Raw genomic sequence first — 21,035 nt, 5'->3', positions numbered from 1 at the left:
ACGCACCACCTGCGCGCCGAACAACGCCGGAATCGACACCGGCACCCACGGCTCGGCCAACACCGCCCGGTTGCCGAAGTCATCGAGCCTGCGGTGCTCGTCGGCGTCGAGGGCATCGGTCGCCGACAAGCGCCGCTGCGGGTCGGTGGTCATGGCCACCAACACCCGCCGCAGCCGCTCGATCAGCGTTTCGATGGCCTGGGCGTCGAAGACGTCGGCGTCGTATTCGACGCGGAGGCGCAGTTCGTGGCCCGGCTGGGCCTGAATCGTCAGCGGATAATGCGTGGATTCCCGGCTGGCGATGTCGGTGATGGACAGCTCCTGATTGCCGGACAGGGCGGCCGCGTCGATCGGGTAGTTCTCGTAGGCGAACAGGGTGTCGAACAGCTGGTCCTGACCCGTGATGCGGTGAATCTCGTTGAGCGCCAGGTGCTGGTGGTCGAGCGTGTGGTTGTAGGCGCCCTGCAGTTGTTCGAGCAATCCTGCCGCGGTGGTGGTCGGCGTGATGTTCGCCCGCACCGGCACGGTGTTGATCAGCAGACCGACCATCGATTCCGCGCCGGGGATCTCGGCCGGCCGGCCCGAGACCGTGGTGCCGAACGTGACGTCGTGCTGGCCGGTCAGCCAGCACAGCAGTTGCGCGTAGGCGGCCTGCAGCACCGTGTTGACGGTGGTGTGGCAGGAGCGGGCCAGCTCGCCCACTGCGCGCGTGAGGTCGGCGGGCAGCCCTAGCGTCCGAACGCCCTGCTCCCCCGGCCGCAGCCGGTCCCGGCGGCCGACCAGCGTCGGGGTGTCGAAGCCGGCGAACACCTCGGCCCACGCGTCGCGGGCGGCGTCGCGGTCGCGGGCGGCCAACCAGGTGACGAAGCTGCGGTAGGGCGCGGCCGCGGGCAGGCGCTGACCGTAGTAAGCGGAAAAGATGTCGCCCAGCAGGATCGGCATCGACCAGCCGTCGAGAACGATGTGATGGTTGGTCAGCACCAGGTGGTGGCGGTCAATTCCGGTGCGGATCAAGGCAACCCGGAAGGGCGGCTGGTTGGCGAGATCGCACACGGCGGCGCGCTCGGCGGCGCACAGCCGCCGGATCTGCTCGTCGACGTCGTCGCGCAGCTCGATGTACCGCCAGGCCGGGGCGGGCTCTGCGGCGATGACTTGCACCGGCTCGCCGAACCGATCGACGAAGTGGGCCACCAGGTTTGGGTGGCGCCTGACCACGTCGCGCACGGCGTCGCGCAGGCGGCCGGGATCGAGCGGCCCGGTGACGCTGATGTCGAGCTGTCCAGCGTAGAGGTCGCCGGCATCCTGGCCGGCGCTCCGGACGGTGTTCGCGTGGAAGAGCAGCCCCTGCTGCACCGGGGTCAGCGGGAGCACGTCGGCGACGTCGTGTTGTCGCTGCAGCTGGTCGATCTGCTTCTGGTCGAGGCGGGCGGGCGCGACGTCCGAGGGCGTCAATCCACCGCCGCCCGAACGCACGTGGGCGCAGATCCCGGCCAGGGCCTCGAACCAGAGCCGGCTCAGCCGGCCGACCTGCCCGTCGTCCAGCGCGGAGGGCGCCCAGGTCCAGTTGGCGTGCAGGTGCGCGCCGGATTCGGTGTCGACGGTGGCCGCGTTGAGCTCCAGGGTGTGCATCAGCGGCATGGGGATGGCCGCCGCAGCTGCGGTGACCGAGCCCGGCACCGGTCGCCACATCTCCTCGGACAGCTCGGCCGTACCACCTTGGCGCCCAAGGTAGTTGAATCCGATCGTCGGGTCGGCCCCGTCCAGGGCGGCATCGGCGTTCAGGTAGCGCAGCAACCCGTAGGTCAGCGAGTCCGGGAGGGCGCGCAGCTGCTCCTTGCCGTCCTTGAGGGCCGCGCCAAGCGCGGCATCACCGGCGACCACCTTCGCCCAGGACAGCCCTCCGACGTTCAAGGCCACCGGGTATTTGGCGGTGAACCATCCCACGGTGTGCGACAGGTCGATGTCGCGGCCGATCTCCTCGTTGCGGCCGTGGCCCTCGACGTCGATGCCGATCGGCGCGCGGGTGTCGCCCAGGAATTCCCCCACCGCCAAAGCGAACGCGACGAGCAGGATGTCCTGGACGCCGGCGTGAAACGCCGCGGGCACCTCACCGAGCAGCATGCCGGTGGTTTCCGCGTCCAGCTCCACCGACAGGTGCCCGGCGGCGGCGAAGGTGTCCACGTCGGGGCGCACCGCGGGCAGCGCCGCGGGGGTGGCCGCCACCCGCTGCCAGGTGCCCAGGTGGTTCAGGATGTCCGGGTCGCCCGCGCGCTCGGCCAGCCGCGCAGCCCACCGGGCGAACGACGTCCCCGTCGACGGCAGCGCCACCGGCTGCCCGAGCCGGTGCTGGGCCCAGGCGATGTTCAAGTCCTCCAACAGGATTCGCCAGGACACCCCGTCGACGGCCAGGTGGTGGACGATCACCGCCAGCTGGTTGGTGGTGGTCACCCACAGCGCGCTGAGCATCGCCCCGCCGGCCGGGTTCAACCGCGAGCGGGCCTCGACGAGTGCCGCGTCGGACAGCTCGCCCACCGTTTGCAGGCAGTCGCGGGCGTGCACCGAACCGGGCTCGGGCACGGTCGGCGACCATTCGTCGTCGAGGCGCAGGCGCAGCATGCCGTGCCGGTCGAGCAGGGCCTGCAGTACCACCAGCACGTCGGCCTCGCCCACCGCGGCGGGGGCCTGCACCAGCATCGTCTGGTTGAACTGGTCGACCGGCCCGTCCACGCCGCGCAGCCAATGCATGATCGGGGTGGCCGCCACCGGACCCACGCCCTCGTCGATCACGCCGGTGCCCGCCTCGGCCACCTCGGCCACCCGCGCCAGCCGGGCGACGGTCTGCTCGACGAACAGGTCGCGCGTGCGGCAGATCAGGCCGGCGGCCCGTGCCCGGGTCACCACTTGCATCGACGAGATGCTGTCGCCGCCCAGATCGAAGAAGGAGTCGTCCACCCCAACCCGGTCGAGTCCGAGCACCTGGGCGTAGATGCCGGCCAGGATCTCCTCGACGGCGTTGCCCGGGGCGCGGTACTGCTCGCCGTCGGAATACTCCGGTGCGGGCAATGCGCGGGTGTCGAGCTTGCCGTTGGGTGTGAGCGGCAGGGCCGGCATCGCGACCACGGCGGCGGGAATCATGTAGGCCGGCAACCGCTCCGCCAGCGCGGCGCGGACCTCGACCGGATCGGCCTGCCCGGTGAGGTAGGCCACCAGGCGCTTGTCACCGGGACGGTCCTCGCGGGCGACGACCACCGCCTGCTCCACCCCGTCCAGCCAGGCCAGGGCGGCGCGCACGTCGCCGAGCTCGATGCGGTAACCGCGGATCTTGACCTGCTCGTCCACCCGGCCCAGGTAGTCCAGTTGGCCGTCCGCGCGCCAGCGCACCAGGTCCCCGGTGCGGTACATGCGGGTGCCGGCCCCGCCGAACGGGCAGGCCACGAACCGCGACGCGGTCAGACCGGCCCGCTGCCAGTAGCCGCAGGCGACACCCGAACCGGCCACGTACAACTCGCCGACCACGCCGACGGGCACCGGCCGCAGGCGCTCGTCGAGGACGAACAACGCGCCGCCGGGCACCGGTGACCCGATCGGCACCACACCCGATTCCGCGGACGCCGCGGTCAGGGGTTCGCTGACCGCCGCGTACACGGTGGCCTCGGTGGGGCCGTAGGCGTTGATCATCGTCCGGTCCGCCCCCCACCGGTCGACCAGCTCGGCGGGGCACGCCTCGCCGGCCACCACCAGGGTGACCGACTCCAGCCCCTCGGGTGACAACATCGCCGCCGCGGACGGGGTCTGGCTCAGCACGCCGACGCGTTCGGCCACCAGCAGTGCGTGGAGGTCTTCCGGTGCCCGGGCGACCGACTCGGGCACCACGACCAGCCGTCCGCCGTGCAGCAGGGCACCGAAGATCTCGTGCACCGAGACGTCGAAGGCCAGGGAATGCCACTGCGACCAGACCCCACCGCGCGGCAGGCCGGCATCCATGCGCGCGAGAAGTTGCGTCGCGTTGCGATGCGTGACCGCAACGCCTTTGGGGACACCGGTGGTGCCGGACGTGTAGATCAGGTAGGCGAAGTCCTCGGGGCCGGGCGCGGTCGGCGCCGGGTCCGGCTGGGCGCCGCCTTCCAGGTCACCGACGTCTATGACGGGCACGTCGTGCCCGACGAGCCGGTCGGCCAGGTCGGCGGTGGTGAGGACGGCCATCGGCGCGGCATCGGATAGCACGAAGCCGATCCGGGCCTCCGGCAGCGCCGGATCGATCGGCAGGTAGGCCGCGCCTGACTTGAGCACCGCCAGGATCGCCACGATCGCCTCGGAAGAACGCGGAAACAGCAGTGCCACAAACCGTCCCGGGCCGGCCCCCCGCCCGGCCAACACGCGCGCCAGCCCCTCCGCCGCGGCGTCCAGTTCGCGGTAGGTCATGGACCGGCCGTCGCACACGAGTGCCACCGCTTCGGGCGTGCGGGCCAGCTGCGCGGCGAACAGCTGCGGAATGGACACCGGCGCGGCGGGCGGCCCGGTCAGCGCCGCGCGGTTCCCGATCTGGTCGAGGCGGGCATGCTCGGCCGCGTCGAGCAAATCCACCGCCGACAGCGATCGGGTGGGGTCGACGGTCATCGCCGTCAGCACCCGCTGCAATCGGCCGACGAGCGCCTCGACGCTGTCCGCGTCGAACACGTCGGTGCGGAACTCCACCGTCCCGCCGATGCCGGCGGGCTCACCCGCCTCGCTCCAGCGCTCGGCCAACGAGAACGTCAGATCCATGCGGGCGGTCTGGGTGTCCACCGGCATCGGCGTGATCTCGACGTCGCCCAGGGTCAGCCCGGCGACCGGGCCACCGCCTTGCCCGGCGAAGTTCTGCCAGGCCAGCATCACCTGGACCAGCGGATGATGGGTCAGGCTTCGGGTGGGGTTGAGCCGCTCGACGAGAACCTCGAAGGGCACGTCTTGGTGTTCGTAGGCGGCCAGGCTGCGCTGCCGCACCTGCGACAGCAGGTCGGCGAAGGTGGGGTCGCCGCCCAGCTCTGTCAGGTCGACCCGCAGCACCAGGGTGTTGACGAAGAATCCGACCAGCTCGTCGAGGGCGGGGTCGCGCCGCCCGGCGATCGGGAAGCCCACGGCCACATCGGAACTCGCGGTCGTCTTCGCGAGCAGCACCGCCAGCGCGGCCTGCACGACCATGAAGCTCGTCGCGTTGTGCTGGCGGGCCAGCTCGCCGACGCGCCGCTGCAGCTCGGCCGGCCAGTCAACTTCCACGGTGGCGCCCCGCTGATCGGCGACCAGCGGGTAGGGCCGGTCGGTGGGCAGCGGAAGCCGGTCGGGCATGCCGGCCAACGCGCCTTCCCAGTAGGCCAGCTGGGCGGCGATGGGGCTGGTGCGGTCGTCGAGATCGCCGAGCTGCGCGCGCTGCCACAGCGTGTAATCGACGTATTGCACCGCCAGCGGCGCCCAGCCGGGGGCGTGTCCGGCACACCGGCTCGCATACGCGACGCCCAGGTCGCGTACCAGCGGGGCGATCGACATCCCGTCGGCGGCGATGTGGTGCACCACGGCCACCAGCACGTGCTCGTCGTCGTCGATGCGGAAAAGCTCTGCCCGCAAGGGAATTTCGGTTGCGAGGTCGAAGGTGTAGCGCGCCGTGGCGCCGATGGCCTCGTCGAGCTGGCCGGCGGACCACGCGCCCGCGTCGACGACCGACCACCCGAAGCCCGCTTTCTCGACCGGGGTCACCAGCTGCTGGGGCGTGCCCTCGGGCGCGGCGATCAGGGTGCGCAGGCTCTCGTGGCGCGCCACCACGTCGGCCAGCGCCGCACCCAGCGCGTCCGCGTCGAGGCGACCACTGAGCCGCAGCGCCGCCGCCATGTTGTAAACCGGTGACGGGCCTTGCAATTGGTCGAGGAACCACAAGCGGTTCTGCGCGAATGACAGCGGGATGACCGCGGGCCGCTCGGCGGCCACCAAGGGCTCCAGGCCGTTCGTGCCCTCGTCGATCCGCAGCGCCAGCTGGGCCACCGTGGGCGCCTCGAACACCACGCGGACCGGGACACCGGCACCGAGGTTGCTGTTGATGGCGGCGACGAGACCCATCGCGGAGATGCTTTCGCCGCCGAGTTCGAAGAAGGAGTCGTCGATGCCGACGCGGTCGAGGCCCAGGACGTCGGCGAAGATGGTGGCGAGAATCTCTTCGGTCGGGTTCTGCGGGGCGCGGTAGTGGCCGGCGGTGTATTCGGGGGCCGGCAGCGCGCGGGTGTCCAGCTTGCCATTGGCGGTCAGCGGCAGGGCTTGCAGGCCCACGATCGCGGCGGGCACCATGAACGCCGGCAACCGCTCGGAAAGCCGCGCCCTCAGCTGAGCCGGGTCAGCCGCGCCCGTGATGTAACCGACCAGACGCTTGTCACCGGGGCGATCCTCACGCGCGATCACCACCGCCTGTCCCACCCCGTCCAAAGCGCTCAACGCGGCCTGGATCTCACCGAGCTCGATGCGATACCCGCGTATCTTGACCTGCTCATCGGCGCGACCGAAGTATTGCAGTTGCCCGTCGCGGTTCCAACGCACCAGATCGCCGGTGCGATACATCCGCGTTGCAATCCCGCCGAACGGGCAGGCGACAAATCTCGACGCCGTCAGCCCGGGCCGGCCGAGATATCCAGTGGCCAAACCGGATCCGGCCACATACAGCTCCCCGACCACGCCCTCGGGCACCGGGCGCAACGACCCGTCGAGCACGAACAGCGCCGCACCGGGCACCGGCGAGCCGATCGGAGGCACCCCTGACCCCGCGACGAGCGGGGTGCTGATCGCGACACACATCGTGGTCTCGGTCGGCCCATAGGCGTTGACCAGCACCCGCCCCGGCGCCCACCGGTCCACCACCTCGGGCGGGCAGGCCTCCCCGGCCATCACCACCGCCACGTCGTCCAAACCGGCCGGGTCCAGCATCGCCACCGCCGACGGCGTCTGGGTCAGAACACTGACGCCGTGGGCGCGCAGCACCGCATGGAAGTCCAGCGGTGAACCCGCCACGGATTCGGGCACCACAACCAGTCGCCCCCCGCGCAACAGCGGGGCGAAGATCTCCCACACCGACACGTCGAAGGCCAGCGAATGCGCATGCGACCACACCCCGGGCGCCGGCAACCCGCCATCCAGCGAGCCGATCAACTGCGTCACGTTACGATGCGTGACGCCAACACCTTTGGGCACACCCGTGGTACCCGAGGTGTAGATCACGTAGGCCAGCCCGTCGGCGTCCGGCTCCGCCAGGGCGGTGTCGGGCACGGTGTCGAGGCGCCGATCGTCGACGTCCACCACGGGCACTCCGCGGCCCTCGAATCGCGCCGCCAGATCGGCGGTGCTGACCGCGACCACGGGGGCGGCGTCGCCGAGCATGAACTCGATCCGGGTATCCGGGGAGGAAGGGTCGATCGGCAGGTAGGCCGCCCCGGTCTTGAGCACCGCGAGCATGGCCGCGATCGCCTCGGCCGACCGCGAAAACAGCAGTGCCACAATCCGTCCCGGGCCCGCGCCGTGGGCCACCAACTGGCGCGCCAGCCGGGTCGAAGCCTCATCCAGCTCGCGGTAGGTCACCGACAGGCCCGCACCCGACACCGCCACCGCCCCAGGCGCGCGGGCCACCTGCGCAGCGAACAACCCGGGCACCGACACCGACCCCGGCACCGGCCCACTCAAAGCCGCCCGATTGCCGAACGCGTCCAGCCGAGACCGCTCGGCCTCATCGAGCACATCCACCGACGACAACGCCCGGCCGGGGTCGGCGGTCATGGCCGAAAGGACGCGCCGCAGCCGCGCGATCAGCGTTTCGATGGTGTCGGCGTCGAAGACGTCGGTGCGGAATTCCACCCGGCCGCCGATGCCGGCGGCCTCCCCCGTCTCGCTGAAGCGTTCGGCGAGGGAGAACACCAAATCCATCCGGGCGGACTCGGTGTCGACCGGCACGGAGGTGACGTCGAGGTCGCCCAGCGCAAGACCGGCGGCCGGATCGTCGTGGCCGGCGAAGTTCTGCCAGGCCAACATGACCTGCACCAGCGGGTGGTGGGTCAGGCTGCGGGCCGGGTTGAGCCGCTCGACGAGCAACTCGAACGGCACGTCTTGATGCTCGAACGCCTCCAGGCTGCGCGCCTGGACGCGTGCCAGCAATTCGGCGAAAGTGGGGTCGCCGGCCAGGTCGACGCGCAGCACCAACGTGTTGACGAAGAAACCGACGAGCGCGTCCAGGGCGCGGTCGCGGCGCCCGGCGATCGGAAAGCCGATCGGAATGTCCGAGCCGGCACCGACTTTCGACAGCAGCACGGCCAGCGCGGCCTGCACCACCATGAACGTGGTCGCGTTGTGCTCGCGGGCCACCCGGCGAACCTGCTGCTGCAGCTCCGACGGCCAATCCACGACGACGCTGGCGCCGCGCTGGTCGGCGACGGGCGGGTAGGGCCGGTCGGTGGGCAGCTGCAACCGCTCGGGCATCCCGGCCAGCCCGTCCCGCCAGTAGGACAGCTGGGCCGCGATGGGGCTCCGGCTGTCGTCCAGTTCACCGAACTGGGCGCGCTGCCACAGCGTGTAGTCGACGTATTGCACCGGCAGGTCGGCCCAGCCGGGCGCCTCCCCCGCGCATCGGCCGGCGTACGCGACACTGAGGTCGGCGGCCAGCGGCGTGAGGGACAGGCCGTCCGCGGCGATGTGGTGCACGACGATCACCAGCAGGTGTTCCCGCTCGCCGAGGGCGAAAAGCTTTGCGCGCAGCGGGGTCTCGGTGGCCAGGTCGAAGGTGTGGCGTGTCGTCGCCGCGATGGCCTCGTCCACCTCGCCCGCCGGGGATCCGGTGGCATCGACGATTTCCCAGCCGAAGTCGGCCTCCTCGGCGGGTACCACCAGCTGCTGGGGCGTTCCGTGGCGGGCGGGGAACAGCGTGCGCAGGCTCTCGTGGCGGTTCACCACATCGTCCAGCGCCGCGCGCAGCGCGCCGGCGTCGAGGCGCCCGCGCAGCCGCAACGCGACCGCCATGTTGTAGATCGGCGATGGGCCCTGCAGCTGCTGGATGAACCACAACCGGCTCTGCGCGAACGACAACGGGATCACCGCCGGGCGGTCGCAGGCGACCAGCGGCTGCAGGCGTCCCGCGGTCTCGCCGATGCGGGGGGCCAGTTGCGCGACCGTCGGCGCCTCGAACACGGCACGCACCGGCAGCTCGGTCTCGAGTGAGCTGTTGATCGCCGCGATCAGGCGCATCGTGGACAGCGAATCACCGCCGAGATCGAAGAACGAGTCGTCGACCCCGACGCGTTCGACGCCGAGTACCTCGGCGTAGATGCCGGCCAGGATCTCCTCGACCGCCGTGCTCGGGGCGCGGTAGTTGCCGGCGTCCTGGTAGTCCGGGGCGGGCAGGGCGCGGGTGTCGAGCTTGCCGTTGACGGTCATGGGCAGCGCCGGGAGGACGACGACCGCGGCCGGGACCATGTAGGCGGGCAGCCGTTCGGCCAGCGCGGCGCGGGCGTTGCCCGCGTCTACCGTCCCGGTGACGTAACCCACCAGCCGTTTGTCGCCGCGGTCCTCACGGGGGACGACCACAGCCTGCTCGACACCGTCCAAAGCGCTCAGGGCGGACTGGATTTCGCCGAGTTCGATGCGATAGCCGCGGATCTTGACCTGTTCGTCGGCACGGCCGAGGTAGCGCAGTTGCCCGTCGGGCCCCCAGCACACCAGGTCGCCGGTGCGGTACATCCGGGTCCCCGGTGCGCCGAACGGGCAGGCCATGAAGCGCGACGCCGTCAACCCCGATCGGCGCCAATACCCGACACCGACCCCGTCGCCCGCCAGGTACAGCTCGCCGACCACCCCGGGCGGAACCGGTTGCAGCCATTCGTCCAGCACGAAGAATGCCGCCCTCGTCACCGGTGCGCCGATCGGCGGGAAACCAGATCCCGCCGCCAGCGGCGCGCTCTTGCAGGCCCACATCGTGGTTTCGGTTGGGCCGTAGACGTTGACCATCACCCGCCCGGGCGCCCAGCGATCCACCAGCTCGGGCGGGCAGGGCTCGGCCCCGATCACGAGCGCGGTCGCATCCAGCCCGTCGGTCGGCAACATCCCCACGGCCGAGGGGGTTTGGGTGAGCACGGTGACACCCTCGGCGACCAGGAGGGCGTGGAATTCCTGCGGTGAGCGGGCCACCGATTCGGGCACCACCACCAGCCGCCCGCCGTGCAGCAGCGCACCCCAGATCTCCCAGACCGAGAAGTCGAAGGCATAGGAGTGGAACTGGGTCCAGACCTGCCCCCGTGACATCTCGATGCCGATCCGCAGCGAGTCGAACAGCTGCGCGACGTTGTATTGGGTTACCGCAACACCTTTCGGGACACCGGTGGTCCCGGAGGTGTAAATGATGTGCGCGAGGTCGTCGGGCGCGGGCGCCGGTGGCGCCGTGCCGGGCTGGCTGTCCAGGGCGGGGTCGCCGACGTCGACGACCGCCAGGTCGAACCCGTGCAACCGCTCGGTCAGCGCCGCGGTGGTGACCACGGCGATCGGTGCGGCGTCGGTAAGCATGAACTCCATCCGGGCCGCCGGCAGCGCCGGGTCGATCGGCAGGTATGCCGCCCCGGATTTGAGCGCGGCCAGGATCGCCACGATGGCCTCGGCCGAGCGCGAAAAGAGCAGCGCCACACGCTCACCCGGGCCCGCCCCACACCCGATCAGCAGGTGCGCCAAGCGGTTGGCCGCCTCGTCGAGTTCCCGGTATGTCATGGACCGGCCGTCGCAGACCACGGCGACCGCGTCGGGCGTGCGCGCCGCCTGCGCGGCGAACAATTCCGGAACCGACACCGGCGTCGCCGGCTCGGTCAGCACTGCCCTGTTGCCCCACCTCTCCAGCCGGGCGTGCTCGCCCGGATCCAGCAGGTCTACCGACGACATCCGCAGCCCCGGGTCGGAGGTGACGGCCACCAGCAGGCGGTGCAGCCGCTCGATCAACGTCACGACGGTGTCGGCGTCGAAAACGTCGGTGCGGTATTCCGCCGTCACGCCGATGCCCGCGTGCTGGCCGGCCTCGGTCCAGCGGTCGGACAGCGAGAACGTCAAATCCATTCGCGCCGTGTGGGTTTCGACCGGCATCGGGGTGGCCCGGACATCGCCGAGGGCCAACGTGGCGGTGGGATTGCTGTCATAGCCGGGGAAGTTCTCCCAGCCCAACAACACCTGGATCAACGGATGATGGGCCAGGCTGCGGGTGGGATTGAGCCGATCCACCAGGAACTCGAACGGCACATCCTGGTGCTCGAACGCGGCGAGGCTACGCCGTCGCACCTGCGCCAGCAGCTCGGCGAAGGTGGGATCGCCGGCCAGGTCGACCCGCAGCACCAGTGTGTTGACGAAAAAACCCACCAGCTCGTCCAGCGCGGGATCGCGGCGCCCGGCGATCGGGAACCCCACCGCCACATCGTCGCTGGCGCTGATCTTCGACAGCAGCGCGGCGAAGGCGGCCTGAATCACCATGAAGCTGGTCGCGTTGTGCTCGCGCGCTACCCGACGGATCTGCTGCTGGACCTCCGTCGGCCAGTCCACCGCCAGCCGGGCCCCCCGGTGGTCGGCGACCGGCGGGTAGGGCCGATCGGTGGGCAGCTGCAAGCGCTCGGGCATCCCGGCCAGCGCGTCCTGCCAGAAGTCCAGCTGGGCGGCGATCCGGCTCTGGCTGTCGTCCAGGTCGCCGAATTGCGCGCGCTGCCAAAGCGTGTAGTCGACGTACTGCACCGACAGCGGCGCCCATTCCGGGGCCTGCCCGGCGCACCGCGCTGCGTACGCGACGCCCAGATCGCGGGCCATCGGGGCGATCGACCACCCATCGGCGGCGATGTGGTGCACCACGACCACCAGCACATGGTCGTCGTCGGCGGTGGTGAAAAGCTCCGCGTGTAACGGTATTTCGTTCGCCAGGTCGAACGCGTAGCCGGCGACGGCATCGGTGCCCTCGCGCAGCCGGCCTTCCGGCCAGCCCCGGGCGTCGACGACGTTCCACCCCAATCGGGCGCGTTCGGCGGGGAGCACCACCTGGTGGGGGGTGCCGTCGTGAACCGCGAACAGTGTCCGCAGGCTTTCGTGGCGGTCGACGACGTCGGCCAGCGCCGCGCCCAGCGCGTCCGCGTCGACGCGTCCGCGCAGCCGCAACGCGACCGCGACGTTGTAGATGGGCGAGGGTCCCTGGAACTGGTCGATGAACCACAACCGGCTCTGCGCGAACGACAGCGGGATGAGCTCGGGCCGCTCGCCGGCCACCAGCGGCTCCAGCCGGGCGGCCTCCCCGCCGGTGAGGCGGGCCAGCTCGGCGACGGTGGGCGCGTCGAACACGGCGCGCACCCCGAGGTCGGAATTCACGCTGGCGTTGACCGCGGCGATCAGGCGCATGGCCGACAGCGAGTCCCCGCCGAGGTCGAAGAACGAGTCGTCCACCCCGACCCGCTCCAGGCCCAGAACCTGGCCGAAGATGCCGACCAGGATCTCCTCGACCGCATTCGACGGGGCCCGATAACGATCGGCGTCCTGATAGTCGGGTGCGGGCAGCGCCTTGCGGTCGAGCTTGCCCGAGGAGGTCAGCGGGAATTCCTCGAGCGCCACGATGTGCGACGGCACCATGTAGTCGGGCAGCCACGCGCTGATCCGTTCGCGCACCGCGGCGATCTTGGTGTTGGCGTGCGGGTCGTTGGCGTAGCTGGTGCGTTGCCGGGCCCGGGCGGGCGGCAGGTAGACGTCGGTCAGCCGGACATCGGAGTCGGTGAAAACCGCACTGAGCGTGCCGGGTTGGGTGCCCCAGGTGACGGCGACGTGATATCCGGCGGACTCGCCGAGGCGATGCAATCGTTCCGCGACGGTGGCGCCGGTGATCGCGCCGGCTTGGGCCAACGCTTCGGGGATGGGCAGCCCCGCGGCGAGCGCGGATTCGATACGGACGTCGGCGATCACCCCCACGTGCGGGATGTCGGTGACGCGGACCTCGGCGGGCCGCTCCGACGTCAGCCTGTCGTGCAGCGCGTCCAGGCCCGCACATTGCGCCCACGCCCAGACGGGCGCGCCGGCCACCGAGCGAAGGGGTGCGGGAGCCTTGTGGATGGTGACGTCGTAGCGGTACCGGTTCAGTTCGTTGTCGGCCATGCCGCGCTTGACCCGGATGTCCAGCCCACCCGCGGATTCGTGACCGCCGACCCAGCTGGTGAAAAACTCGGGCGCCAAAAGCAATTCGGTCTCGCCGAGCATCGCGTGCCGGACGCGCTGGCGGATCTCGGCGGCGTCGCCGGCGCCGGCATCCGTACGGGCCAGCGCGATGCCGGTCTGGAATGCGCTCTGCAGGGCGTGGTTGCGGACGTCACCGATGAACACCGCCCCGCCCGGCGCGAGCAGTTCCATCGCGGCGTCGATGACGCCGGCCAAATATCCCGCGTTGGGGAAGTACTGGACGACGGAGTTGAGGATGACGGTGTCGAAAGAGCCCCGCGGCAGCCCGTCCGTGACGGCGGCCGGCTGGGTCAGCAGCTGAACCCGGTCGCGCCACGGGAGCTGCAATTGCTCCAACGAGCGGGCCAGGTTTTCGATCGCCGCGGCCGAAAAGTCCGTGGCGACATACTGATCGCACTGCGGGGCGATCTGCGACAGCAGCAATCCCGAGCCCGCGCCGATCTCGAGCACTCGCCGCGGTCGCAGCGCCATGATCCGTTCCACCGTGGCGGCACGCCACTCGACCATTTCCTCGAGCGGGATCGGGTCGCCGGTGTAGCTGCTGTTCCAGCCACGGAAATCCATGCCGAAGCCGGACTCGCCGTCGGCGCCGTACAGGTCGTCGTAAAGGTGCTGCCACTCTTGGACGTTCTCGGCGTCGTCGTCGGCCGTGGTGTTGTGGTCGAGGGTGACGTAGGCGACCAGCTGCGTGCCGGTGGCGCTGTCCTGCACGGTGACGGCGGCCTGGGTTACCTGTGGGCAGGCCAGCAGGGTGTTCTCGATTTCGCCCAGTTCGATGCGCTGCCCGCGCAGCTTGATCTGGGTGTCGGCGCGCCCCAGGTAGTCCAGGGTTCCCTCGGGCGTCCAGCGGGCCAGGTCGCCGGTGCGGTACATCCGTGACCCGGGCGCGCCAAAGGGATTGGCCACGAACCGTTCCGCGGTCAGCTCCACCCGACCCACGTAGCCGTGCGCCAGCGCGGGCCCGATCAGGTACAGCTCCCCCATCACCCCGACCGGCGCCGGGTTAAGCCAGGCGTCGAGCACCAGAGCGGACACGCCCGGAATCGGAGCGCCGATCCGGATCGGTCCGCCCGCCGACAGCGGCGCGCTGGAGGTCAGCCAGATCGTGCACTCGGTGGGGCCGTAGACGTTGAACATGCGCCGGCCGGGCGCCCACGCGGCCACCAGCTCCGGCGAAAAGGCCTCTCCACCGACCATCAGCGTGTCGAACCCGTCCAGCCGGGCCGGGTCCAGGGATGCCAGCACCGTAGGGGTCAGGAACGCCGCGCTGACCCGCTGGCTTTCCAGTAGGGCGGTGAGCGGCTCCCCGGCGTAGACCCCCGGCGGCGCCACCACCAGCGCCGCGCCCGACCCGGCGGCCATCACCATTTCGCCGACGGACGCGTCGAACGTCGGCGAGGCCACCATGAGCAGTCGCGTGTCCGGTTGCAGCCCATGCACATCGCGTTCCGCCGCAGCCCAACCCAACAGACCGGCGTGGCTGACCGCCACCCCCTTGGGCGTGCCGGTGGAACCCGACGTGAAGATCACGTACGCGGTGTTGGCCGCCGTCAGCGGCGCGAGCCGCTCGGTGTCGGCGATCGCTTCCGCGGAGTACCCCGACAACTCGTCGATCCGGACCACCGGGCGCGCGCCGGCACCGGCCACGTCGTCGGCGCCGCAGGCCAACACGCACACCGCCCCCGCGGCGTCCAGCACCGTGGCGACGCGCTCGACGGGATGGTCCAGATCCACCGGCGCATGCACGCCGCCGGCCTTGACCACGGCCCACCACGCGACCACCAACTCCAGACCGCGATCCATCGCCACGCCCACGGCGCGTTCCGGACCAACGCTAGTCTCAATCAGCTTGCGGGCCAACCGGTTTGACCACTCGTCGAGCTCGCCATAGGACAGCGTCCCGGCACCGTCGACCACCGCGGGCGCGTCCGGGTTGGCGGCCACCGCCCCCGCGAGCAGCTGTGGCGCCACACCGACCGGCGCGGCCACACCCGCGCCGGAGAACCGCGACAGCACCAGATCGCGCTCTGCGCGATCCAGCAGGTCGATAGACGACAGGCGCCGGGTCGGATCGGAGGTGATCGCTGCCAGCACCCGCCGGAACCGCTCGACGAGCGCCTCGATGCCCGCGGTGTCGAACACGTCCGCGTCGAACTCGACGTGCAGGCCGAGCTGGCGGCCCGGGAGGGCCTCCACCGTCAGCGGGTAGTGGTTGTACTCGCGGTTGGTGAACTCGGCGATGGCCAACCCGTCGGGGCCCAACTGCATGCCGTCGCCGATCGGGTAGTTCTCGTAGACGAAGAGGGTGTCGAACAGTTGCTCGTGGCCGGTGGCGCGGTGAATGTCGCTGAGCGCCAGGTGTTGATGCTCGAGCGTGTCGTTGTGGTCGTCCTGCAGCTGGCGCAGCAGGTCCGCGGTGGTGGTGGTCGCGGTGATGTTCGCCCGCACCGGCACCGTGTTGATCAGCAAGCCGACCATCGATTCCGCGCCGGCCACCTCGAGCTGGCCCACCCGGGATCGCGGGGTGCCGAAGACGACGTCGTGCCGACCCGTCAGCGAGGTCAGCAGCAGCGCATAGGCGCCCTGGAGCACGGTGCTGACCGTGGTGTGGCAGGCGCGGGCCAGTTCGGTGAGGGCGCGGGTGGTTTCCTCGGGCACGCGGAAGGATTGGGTGCCGCGCCGCCCTTGCCCCAACCGGTCCTTGGGGCCGACGAGCGTCGGCGTCTCGAAGTCGGCGAGCGTCTGAGCCCAGGCGTCGCGGGCGGCATCGAGGTTCCGATCGGCAAGCCAGGTGACGAAGCTGCGATAAGGCGCGGCCGCGGGCAGCCGCTCCCCGTAGTAGCTGGTGAAGATCTCGCGCAGCAGGATCGGCAGCGACCACCCGTCGAGCACGATGTGGTGGTTGGTCAGCACCAGCCGGTGCCGGTCTTCCCGGGTGCGGATCAACGCCACCCGGAACGGCGGCTGGTCGGCCAGGTCCCCGACGGCGGCGCGTTCGGCCGCGCATAGGCGCTCGATCTGCTCGTCGGTGTCGAGCTCGACAAATCGCCACGCCACAACGGGATTGGCCGGGATGATCTGCACCGGCTCGTCGAACCGTTCGTAAAACCGGGCGGCCAGATGCGGATGACGGTGGATCACGGTGCGCACCGCGTCGTGCAGGCGGTCGGGGTCGAGGGGGCCGGTGAGCGTGAAATCCAGCTGCACGGCGTACATGTCGTCATCGCCGTGGGCGGTGCTGGAGTGGAAGAGCAGGCCCTGCTGCAGTGGGGTCAGCGGCAAGACGTCGGCGAGGTCGTATCGCCGGCCGAGTTCGTCGATCTGCGATTGGCTCAGCCGGGTGGGCGCGATGTCCGATGGCGTCAGACCGCCGCCCCCGGCCCGCACGTGCGCGCAGATGCCGGACAAGGCTTCGAACCACAGCTGACTCAGCCGGCCGATCTGTCCTTCGGTGAGGGCCGACGTCGCCCACGTCCAATCGGCGTGCAACTGCGGGCCGCTGTCGGTGTCGATGGTGCCGGCGTTGAGTTCGACGGTGTGCGCCAACGGCATTGGGATCGCCGCGGCGACCGCCGTCAGGGACAGGCTCTCGGGGTGCAGCCGCCACAAGCCATCGGAGAGCTCGGTTCCGGCGACGAGGCGGCCGAGGTAGTTGAACCCGATCGTCGGGTCGGCGCCGCCCAGCTCGACGTCATCGTTGAGGTAGCGCAGCACGCCCCACGTCAGCGGGTGCGGCACAGCGCGGAGTTGTTCCTTGGCGTCTTTGATCACGCTTCCCAGCGCCGGGTCGCCGGCCCGCACCTGGGCCCAGGCCGGCCCGCCGACCGTCAGCGACACCGGGTATTTGGTGGTGAACCAGCCGATCGTGCGCGAGAGGTCCACGTGGGGCGCGACTTCCTCGTGGCGGCCGTGGCCCTCGACGTCGATGCCAACCGGCCCGCGGGCAGAAAGGTTGGGGCCCAGGAACTCCGCGCACGCCAACCCGAACGCGATCAACAGAATGTCTTGCACGCCGGTGTGGAATGCCGCCGGCGCCTCCCCGAGCAGCGTCCGGGTGTCCTCTACGTCCAGCGACGCCGACAGATGCCCGGCTGTGGCGTAGGTGTCCCCGGGCCGCACCGCCGGCAAGGCGGACGGTGTGGCCGCGATCCGCTTCCAGGCGCCCGCCTGGTCTACGACCTCCGGGCGGCGGGCGTGTTCGCGGAGCAGCGTTGCCCACCGCGCGTATGACGTCCCGCCCACCGGCAACGCGGCCGGCTGGCCGCCCCGCCCCTGGGCATAGGCGATGTTCAAGTCCTCCAACAGGATTCGCCACGACACCCCGTCGATGGCCAGGTGGTGAACGACCAACGCGAGCTGTCGCGTGGGGGCGGCCCACACCGCGCTGAGCATCGCCCCGGTGGCGGGGTTCAGCCTCGACCGCGTCTCCACCAAGGCCTCATCGGACAGCACGTCCACCGACCACAGGCACGCGGTCGCGTCGACGGCGCCCGCGTCGGGCACCCATAGGGACCACCCGTCGTCGCCGTCGCCCTCGACGCGTAGCCGCAGCATGGCGTGCCGGTCGAGGACGGCCTGCAGCCCTCCCGCGACGTCGGCTTCGGTCGCGCCGGCGGGCGCCTGGAGCACCATCGTCTGGTTGAACTCGGCGATCGGACCACCAATCTCGCGCAGCCACCGCATGATCGGGGTGGCCAGCACCGGTCCGAGGCCCTCGTCGGCCGCGGCGGTGTCGCCGTCGGCCACCCCGGCCACGGTCGCCAGGCGGGCGACGGTCTGCTCGACGAAGACGTCCCGCGGGCGGCACGTCAGGCCTGCGGCCCGCGCTCGCGAGACCACTTGCAGCGCCAGGATGCTGTCGCCCCCGAGTTCGAAGAAGGAGTCGTCGATGCCGACGCGGTCGAGGCCCAGGACGTCGGCGAAGACGGTGGCGAGAATCTCTTCGGTCGGGTTCTGCGGGGCGCGGTAGCGGTCGGCGCCGTATTCGGGGGCCGGCAGCGCGCGGATGTCCAGCTTGCCATTGGCGGTCAGCGGCAGGGCTTGCAGGCCCACGATCGCGGCGGGCACCATGAACGCCGGCAACCGCTCGGAAAGCTCTGCCCGCAGCCGCGCCGGGTCGGCCGCGCCCGTGATGTAACCGACCAGACGCTTGTCACCGGGGCGATCCTCACGCGCGATCACCACCGCCTGCCCCACCCCGTCCAACGCGCTCAACGCGGCCTGGATCTCACCCAACTCGATGCGATACCCGCGGACCTTGACCTGCTCATCGCCGCGACCCAGGTAGCGCAACTGCCCATCGCCACCCCAACACGCCAGATCCCCGGTCCGGTACATCCGCAGCCCCGGCGCCCCGAACGGACACGCCACAAACCGCGCACCGGTCAGCCCGGCCCGGCCGAGATATCCAGTGGCCAAACCGGATCCGGCCACATACAGCTCCCCGACCACGCCCTCGGGCACCGGGCGCAACCAGGCATCGAGCACGAACAGCGCCGCACCGGGCACCGGCGAGCCGATCGGCGCCACCCCAGACCCGGCCTGCAGGGGCGCGCTGATCGCCACACACATCGTGGTCTCGGTCGGCCCATAGGCGTTGACCAGCACCCGTCCCGACGCCCACCGATCGACCACCTCGGGCGGGCAAGCCTCCCCGGCCAACACCACCGCCACCCCGTCCAGGCCCGTGGGGTCGAGCATCGCCACCGCCGACGGTGTCTGGGTCAACACGCTCACGCCCTCGGCCACAAGGACGGCGTGCAAGTCTTCCGGCGCGCGCGCGGTGTCGTCGTCGACCACCACCACCCGGCCCCCGCGCAACAGCGGGGCGAAGATCTCCCACACCGACACGTCGAAGGCCAGCGAATGCGCATGCGACCACACCCCGGGCGCCGGCAACCCCGCATCCAGTGACCCGATCAGCGCCGTCACGTTATGATGCGAGACCCCAACACCTTTGGGCACACCCGTGGTACCCGAGGTGTAGATCAGATACGCCAATCCGTCGGCGTCGGGCTCGGGTAACGCCGCATCCGGGAGCTCGTCGAGGCGCGCATCATCGACATCGATGACCGCCACCCCATGCCCGGCCAGCCGCCCGGCCAGTTCCGCGGTGGTCAGGGCGGCGACCGGCTTGGCGTCGGCCAGCAGGAACCCGATCCGCGAATCCGGGGAGACCGGATCGATCGGCAGGTACGCCGCCCCGGTCTTCAGCACCGCCAACATCGCGGCGATCGCCTCGGCCGACCGCGAAAACAGCAGCGCCACAACCGAACCGGGACCCACACCCCGGTCAACCAGATACCGCGCCAACCGATTCGAGGCCGCATCCAACTCCCGGTACGACACCGAGACCCCACCACCGCAGACCGCCACCGCCCCCGGCCCGCGGGCGACCTGCGCGGCAAACAACCCGGGCACCGACACCGGACCCGGCACCGGCCCGCTCAAAACGGCCCGATTACCAGACACATCCAGCCGAGACCGCTCAGCCTCATCGAGAACATCCACCGTCGACAACGACCGTGCCGGATCGGCCGCCATCGCCACCAACAGCCGCTGCAACCGGCTCGCCAAGTCCGAGACGTCGAAGTTCGAGAAGGGCTGTCCGACACCCACCGTGCTCAGGAATTGCTGATCGCCGAACCCGAGGAAGAACAGCCCGAAGTGGCCCACCGGGCCAAAGGTCGTGTACGTCGCGGTCGCCGGCACACCGGCGAGGCTGAGGGTCATCCGGGCCGGGACGAAGTTCACGACCACCCGGTTGGATGCCTGCGGTGCGCCACGGAAGCCGCCGTCGCCACCGAGCATGTGCACCGGGAAACGCTGGTGCCGCAACGCCTCCCGCGACCGCGTATCGACCTGTTTGAGAAACTCGGCGGCGGTGAGGAGGGGCGACGCGTTCAAGACCAGCGGCACCACCCCGGCGAGCATGCCGGGGTGGGTCTTCGACTCCGGGTCCAGCCGGCGGCTGACCGGGAAGTCGAGCACCACTTCGTCGGAATTGTCGGCGCGGAACCCCCGCACCAGGAGTGCGCAGGCGGCGGTGAGGACCGACGACCGGCGGACACCCAGCGACTTGGACAGTTGTTTGATCGCGCCGAGCACCGACGAGTCCAACTGGACAGGCGGTGAGGGGGCGTATGGGTCCCGGTCGCCGGCGAACTGGGTCATTCGATAGTCCGGCTCGGCGCCCGTCGGCAGGTGCTCGTTCCAATAGGCCTCGTCGGCAAGGTAATCCGCGGATGCCGCGTATTCCGACTCGCCGCTGACGAGATCTTGCACCGAACCGAAGAAGGCCGGAGATACGGCCGTGCCGGAGGCGAGCGCGGAGTAGACGGCCGCGATGCGGCGGCCGATCAGCGCGATGCCCATTCCGTCGATCGCGATGTGATGACAGCAGGTGAACCAGTAGTACTCATCGGGTGCCGTCTGGAACAGGTAGAAGTTCATCATCGGACCGGTGAGCGGCATCGGCGTGCGCTGGATCGCCGACGCCCGCTCGCGGGCCTCGCCCTCGGGATCGGCGGACCCGCTCACGTCGTCGAAGACCAGATCGACGTCCGGGTCGTCGATCACCCGCTGAAAGACCTGCCCGTCCGCCTCGAAGAAGCGGGCCCTGAGGCTCTCGGCCTCGCCCACCACGTGGCGCATCGCCTGCTCCAGCAGACCGCGGTCGATCGTGCCCTCGATCCGGACGAGCACGCCGAGTTGCCACGCGACATCGAAGTGACCCGTTTGCTGAGCGAGCCAGATGTCCAGCTGCGCTCGCGTCAGCGGTAGTGCCCGGTCACTGCGTTCCACTA

The 21,035-nt window shown here is 70.6% G+C and carries 1 protein-coding gene; it reads right to left on the bottom strand.

The genetic code is table 11. The features are described 5' to 3' along the window. Positions 1-21,033: non-ribosomal peptide synthetase (locus A5691_RS08640; protein ID WP_068266527.1), on the bottom strand; the 21,033-nt coding region annotated here is incomplete at its 3' end. Positions 21,034-21,035: the final 2 nt, after the last annotated feature.

This window comes from Mycobacterium sp. E183, assembly GCF_001667735.1.
Taxonomy (GTDB): Bacteria; Actinomycetota; Actinomycetes; order Mycobacteriales; family Mycobacteriaceae; genus Mycobacterium.
This window is presented reverse-complemented; position numbering and strand designations above follow the sequence as displayed.